This is a genomic window from Acidisoma sp. L85 (assembly GCF_009765865.1).
In the GTDB taxonomy this organism is placed as follows: Bacteria; Pseudomonadota; Alphaproteobacteria; order Acetobacterales; family Acetobacteraceae; genus Acidisoma.
On the sequence record NZ_LMUQ01000030.1, the window covers coordinates 24681 to 30680 of the forward strand.

Consider the following 6000-nt stretch of genomic DNA (forward strand, 5'->3'; position numbering starts at 1 on the left):
CTTCCTTTGGGGTGTGGTGTGTTCTGCGTTCGGTGGCTGGCTGATCGTCTTTTCTCCCTAGCACCCGGCTGCACGGCAGTCTCGCTCTTCGCATTCCTTGGGGACGGCTTGCTGGCCTGGTACGGGCTTCGGCGCAAGGGTCCATTTCCGCGCCGTTTGGGCGATCCGGAAGATCAGAGAACGTTTTGGATCACAACCTGTCCTTCTCGTTTGCCGGGCGGGAGAAATGATCTGTGGGGACTACGATGCGACGGGCATTCTTCAGCATTTTTAACGATGAAGCCGACACTCTGCGCCTCAAAATAGGGGGCATCATCGCTGTCATCATCGTTCTCAATATTGTGGCATGGATCTGGGTATTGCTCCTGTTCCATCATAATGCCGTGCTGCTCGGCACCGCTCTCCTTGCCTATGGCTTTGGCCTGAGACACGCGGTCGATGCGGACCACATCGCCGCCATCGACAATGTAACCCGTAAACTGATGCAGGAGGGCAAGCGTCCTGTTACGACCGGCTTCTTCTTCTCTCTGGGCCATTCAACCGTTGTCGTTCTTGCCTCGGTCGCTATCGCCGCGACGACAATTGCGCTCAGGGACCAGTTCAGCTTCTTCCAAAGCGCTGGTGGGGTCGTCGGAACACTGGTTTCGTCGAGTTTCCTCCTGGCTATTGCCGGCATGAACTTAGCGATTCTAGTTGCGATCTACCGCCTGTTTCGGCAGGTGAAATGCGGAGCCCCGTATAGGGAGGCGGATGTCGAAATGCTGTTGGCGGGTCGTGGATTTCTTGCGCGACTGTTCCGGCCCTTGTTCAGTATGATTCGCCACAGTTGGCATATGTATCCGCTGGGCTTTCTATTTGGCCTAGGTTTTGATACGGCGACCGAAGTTGGCCTTCTCGGGATCTCTGCTACTCAATCGTCACACGGCATGTCTGTCTGGTCGATCTTGATCTTCCCGGCACTCTTCACGGCGGGAATGTCGCTCGTGGACACGATGGACAGTATTCTGATGCTTGGCGCCTATGGCTGGGCATTCGTGAGGCCGATCCGCAAGCTTTACTACAACATGACGACCACCTTCGTGTCCGTCGTGGTGGCGCTACTGGTGGGCGGAATCGAAGCACTCGGATTGATCGAAGATCAGCTCAACTTGAAGGGCTTCTTCTGGGGCCAGATCACCGCGTTGAACCACAACTTTGGAGCTATCGGCTACCTAATCATCGGCGTGTTCCTGGTAAGCTGGCTGCTCTCGGCATTTATCTACCGAGCCCGGGGGTATGATCAGCTACAGGTCGAGACCAGTTGATGCCCAAGAATGCCCCCCCGGTCATCGAAGAAAGTCTTTGCAGCAAAGCAGTGGTCCTGAAACACAAATCCTCGACTGGGGAGAATAACCTTAGGCATTACGCCGCTTCCGCCCGGCGTGTGGTGCGGCCACAATACAGCCTGCTCGGGACCTAGTACGTTGTCCATGCTTCTCGGCTGGCGTGACCCACTTTTGCCGCTCTCGTTGGCAAGTCTGCTGCTGCTCGCGATCCTGATAGACGCCCGCCGCGATCGTCGGAGACCCTTGTGGCTGCGGTTCATCATTCGCCTGGTCACCTTCGTCATTCTCACGGGGCTCATTCAGCTCGCTGTCGGTTCGCCGATCGCACCCCATCTCCGCGCTACTGTGCCGGGCGAACAGGCTTGGGAGAGGCTGGCTGAGATTGGCTGGTGGATGATGGGCGCGCGCGTGGCTGTTGCAATCGCACGGCTCGTCCTGGTGCTCGAGGATCGACCGCGCGAAACACAGATCGTCTCAGATCTGCTGGCGGGTACTATCTACATCGCAGCCGTGTTCGCCATCGTCAATTTCGTCTTCGGTGTTCCGATAGGCGGACTGCTAGCAACCTCCGGTGTTGTCGCTATCGTCCTCGGCCTGGCGCTCCAGAACACGCTGTCAGACGTCTTTTCCGGACTGGCCATCGGATTGGAACGTGCCTACAAGCTGGGGGACGTTCTTTGGGTGGAAGGCGGCATCGAAGGACAGGTTCTCCAGCTCGACTGGCGATCCACCCGAATAGCGACGGCGCACAATAGTGTAGCAATTGTGCCGAACAGTGTCATCGCCAAGTCGCGTCTCGAGAATAGAAGCGAGCCGACACCGGCCAGGGGCCTAATCGTCGCAATCAGCGTGGACGCAGGCGTGGATCCGCGGAGGAGCATCGTGGCACTCGATGCCGCCGTTCTCGCTTGTCGCGTCCCATTGCGGTCACCAGCCCCAACAATCAATTGCGCGCGCTTGGAAGGAAACTTCCTCGTCTATGAGATTGGCTTCGTCGTCGGTTCGGCGACCGAAATCGCCATTGCCCGCACAGAGGTGCTAACACAGGTTTATAGGCACTTGCGGCACGCTGGAATATTGCTCGCGGGCAGCGACCTTGTAGCCCATTCGCCAACATCAACGTCGACGATCGAAACGCTAATCGCGGAATCCGATGCTTTTGGTTCACTTTCAGCCGACGATCAGGCGTTGCTTGCACCGCATTTCGTTCTCGTTACCTACGGGCTTGGTTCTGCGCTAGCTCGCCAGGGCGAGCTGACCAAGGCTCTTTTTTTGCTTAAGGCAGGGACTGTCGAGCTGGCGCAAGGGGAAGGGGTCGCCAGGCGGGTACTGTTACGCGCAAGTCCTGGCGACAGTATCGGCGTGACGGATTTCATCACCGGCGCGGCCTCTCCGGTGACGGCAACGGCGCTGACGCCGGTCGCCGCCTTTAGTTTAGATGAGCCAAGTATCGCAACAGTCCTGCGTAATCATCCCGGTTTGAAAAGTAGTCTGGAGGCCCAGGCGCAACGTGGCCGAGCGTGGTTGCGCTGCGAGGTGGCAATTGAGGAAAGTGAAGAGGTCGAGACGCCAGGTTTGTTGATCGCGCGCTTGCGCAGGTTTCTCCGGCGGCTCGAACATTAGGTAGGCAAGCTGTTCCAGAAACACGCGAGAAGCGTCTCCAGACGGAGGCTCAGCCAGAGGCAGGAACAAATGTACAAGAGGCAGTTTATCCGTCTTTTCGGTAGGTCCGCGATTGCATTCGGCGCCATGCTGGCGACGAAAATGAAGGCTCAGGCGGAGGCGCCCTACCGCTATGATCAGTCTCCGGCATTCTATCGAATCAAGTTGGGTGACTTCGAGGTAACCGCTATCCATGACGGGAGCCTGCAGTTCGATCCACGGCAACTATTGCGGGACGAAACGGGCGAGCTTTCCAGCGCGCTTAATGAGACACTCGTTGATCCACGCGTAGTGACGATTTCCGTATCTGGATTTTTGGTGAACACTGGCAAACAGCTCATCCTTGTCGATGCCGGCACCGGCGGCTGGTGGGGCGGGCCGACCCTCGGAAAGCTATTGGTCAATCTTCGCGCCGCCGGATACAAGCCGGAGGAAGTCGACACAGTTCTCCTCACTCATTTGCATCCAGACCACGTCGGGGGCATAACTACTCTATCTGGTGCCTCGGTGTTCTCGAACGCAGACGTGCGGATGTCGCAGATAGAAAGCGATTTCTGGCTCTCTGCTAAGGTCGCCGCAAAGGCGACCGAGAATGAAAGAGGCTTCTTCAAGATCGCTCGGGCTGTATCAGCGCCTTATCTTGCGTCGGGGAGGTGGCGGCCGTTTGCTCCCTCGGATAGGCTTTCGGATGGCATCGAGGTGGTTCCGCTCCCAGGACATACCCCTGGTCAAGTGGGTTATGAGTTCACTTCCGTCGGGCAAAGGCTGTTCATAATGGGCGATGTCGTTCACGTCGCCGAGGTCCAGTTCAAGCATCCCGAGATTGGCGTCGCATTTGATGGAGACCAAAAAACTGCAGTCGGCCAGCGAGAACGACTACTAAAGCGGCTTGTAGCGCAGAACATACTTCTTGCCGGACCTCACTTGCCGTTTCCGACCTTCGGCCGGATCCGCAAAGATGGTGACAGAGGTTACGCCTGGGTGCCGGTCTCATATGCCGACACCCCTTTTTTTAAATAACCTCCGATCAATTGGAGTTGCAATGACCGTAGCGTACGCTAGGACCTTCGCCAGAAAGGGGTCGCTCCGGGGAAGATGTCTCTTCAACGCGCGATATGAATCCATCTCGCGTTTTGAACCACGACGTGATGCCCAAGGTGGGCCCTGGCAAAGGTCTGCATCCCATGTGCCCCAAGTGCAACGCCATGATCCATTGTCGAGCGAAAATGTTTCCCATTGGGAACTTAAGGGTGATCCGGTTTTAGATCGCTGATCTCGATCCGCGGGACAGGGAGAAAACCATGCGTTCGGCCATCACTATCGCGGCGATCCTCGCCGCCACGCCTGCTCTGGCCGCGCCGGCCTGGACGGCCGACCAGGCAAGCGTGTGCAACACGAAGCCAACGACTGTCGACACTATGGAGTGCCTCGAAGCCCGCGCCAGGGTCTGGGACAGTCGGTTGAACAAAGCTTACAAAGCGCTGAATAGGGTTCTACCGGCGCGGATCTTCAATATAGGATCGGCCTCGATCTACTCCGGGGTGAAGAGCCAGGCGCATTATCTCTCTCTCTAGCCGAACCACTCTCGGTTCGCGCAACCTGAAAAAGAGTTCACAATGTCCCGCCTCTCGATCCCAGCGCTCGACGACGTCCCGGAAGCGTCAAAGCCGATCCTCGATGCCGTCCGCAAACAGCTCGGCGTCGTCCCGAACATGTATCGCCTGATCGCTCAAAGCCCGGCCACGTTGCAGGGCTTCACGTCCAACAACGCCGCGCTCTCGAAAACCCTCGACGTGAAGACCCGCGAGGGGATCGCGTTGGCCGTCGCCCAGGTCGACGGTTGCGATTATTGCCTGTCGGCTCACACCTATCTCGGGCTCAACCTGGCGAGAATCAGCCCCGAGGAGATTGCCCTCAATCGCAAGAGCGAGTCCGGCGACCCGAAGGCGAATGCCGCCGTGAGTTTCGCAGGCAAGGTCGTGCGCGAGCGTGGGCATATCACCGCGGCTGACGTTAAGGCGGTCCGAGATGCCGGTTTCAGCGACGGACAGATCGTAGAAATCCTCGCCGTCACCGCCGAGAACATTTTCACCAACCTGCTCAACGTCGTTGCCGAGACTGACATCGACTTTCCCGTCGTGCACGCAGCTGAGGCCGCATAACTTCAAGAGGGCCGCGGCGGTTCAGGCCCCGGCCCTCTTGTCAAATAACGGAGGCCCATGATGCCCTATGGCTTTCTCGATATTGCTGGGACGCCCAGCGTCCGGGCTGTGCAGGCCAAGATGGACGCCGATCACATCTGGCAGGACTTCAAGGGACACCGTGAGTTTGATCGATTCACCGAGAACGAAGTCGCCTTCATCGCCGAACGTGACAGCTTCTACATGGCGACGGTCTCGGAGACGGGTTGGCCCTACATTCAGCATCGGGGCGGCCCGCGCGGCTTTCTTAAGCTGGTCGATGATCGCACACTTGCCTTTGCCGACTATCGCGGCAACCGCCAGTATGGGTGGGTGTATCATCCTACAATGACCATTTGCAGAGTGATCCGCCCGACCTAGACTCCGCCGTGAGTTCTCACGGACGAACTTATGCCTGCCCGGTCATCCTATCTCGGGGTTCGAGCGATATCAATGCCGTGCTTACAACGCCTTCCAGGAGGGAACGCTCGGGGCGCACCCGGGCCAAGACGCGGAGACCCATCAGCACGCCCAAGAGATGCTGAGCGAGAGCCTCAGCGGGGGTCGAGCGTGAGACGGTGCCGTTCGCCTGACCATTCTCCACACAGCCGAGGAAGAAAGCCTCGATGCGTCTGAGTACTCGCGCGATTGACTTCCGGAACTCCGGATCGTGGGGCGCCATTTCCAGAGCCGAGTTTACTAACAGACAGCCTTTGTGCTCTTTGTCGGTGAGTGACCGGCGCAGAATTTCATCGAAAAACGCGCCAATCGCGGCACGAGGTGGAAGTGTTTCGCAGCGCTGTATGCGTGCTCCAATACTGATCTCGACGTAG

The 6000-nt window shown here is 58.0% G+C and carries 7 protein-coding genes; 6 read left to right on the top strand and 1 reads right to left on the bottom strand.

The features are described 5' to 3' along the window. Positions 1–245 precede the first annotated feature (245 nt). From GSQ83_RS08720 to GSQ83_RS08745, 6 genes are all read left to right on the top strand, one after another. Positions 246–1304 (top strand): HoxN/HupN/NixA family nickel/cobalt transporter, encoded by a 1059-nt coding sequence (locus tag GSQ83_RS08720; RefSeq protein WP_158802515.1) that lies wholly within the window; start codon positions 246–248, stop codon positions 1302–1304. A 414-nt stretch (positions 1305–1718) separates the two neighbouring features. Then, entirely contained in the window at positions 1719–2948 is a 1230-nt protein-coding gene (locus GSQ83_RS08725; protein WP_158802516.1) for a mechanosensitive ion channel family protein, read from the top strand. A gap of 69 nt (positions 2949–3017) precedes the next feature. Continuing rightward, positions 3018–4007, top strand: coding sequence for an MBL fold metallo-hydrolase (locus GSQ83_RS08730; protein WP_158802517.1), 990 nt, complete (start codon positions 3018–3020; stop codon positions 4005–4007). A gap of 281 nt (positions 4008–4288) precedes the next feature. Beyond that, positions 4289–4561 (top strand): lysozyme inhibitor LprI family protein, encoded by a 273-nt coding sequence (locus GSQ83_RS08735; protein ID WP_158802518.1) that lies wholly within the window; start codon positions 4289–4291, stop codon positions 4559–4561. Between the two features lie 42 nt (positions 4562–4603). Continuing rightward, positions 4604–5149 carry a carboxymuconolactone decarboxylase family protein gene (locus GSQ83_RS08740; RefSeq protein WP_158802519.1) on the top strand — a complete coding sequence of 182 codons (546 nt, stop codon included), beginning with the start codon at positions 4604–4606 and terminating at the stop codon, positions 5147–5149. Positions 5150–5206: 57 nt separating this feature from the next. After that, positions 5207–5548, top strand: a complete 342-nt coding sequence (locus GSQ83_RS08745) for a pyridoxamine 5'-phosphate oxidase family protein (protein WP_254065571.1) — start codon at positions 5207–5209, stop codon at positions 5546–5548. A gap of 28 nt (positions 5549–5576) precedes the next feature. Here the strand turns inward: GSQ83_RS08745 and GSQ83_RS08750 are convergent. Next, positions 5577–6000 (bottom strand): TetR family transcriptional regulator C-terminal domain-containing protein (locus GSQ83_RS08750; protein ID WP_158802546.1); only part of this gene is annotated, 424 nt, incomplete at its 5' end.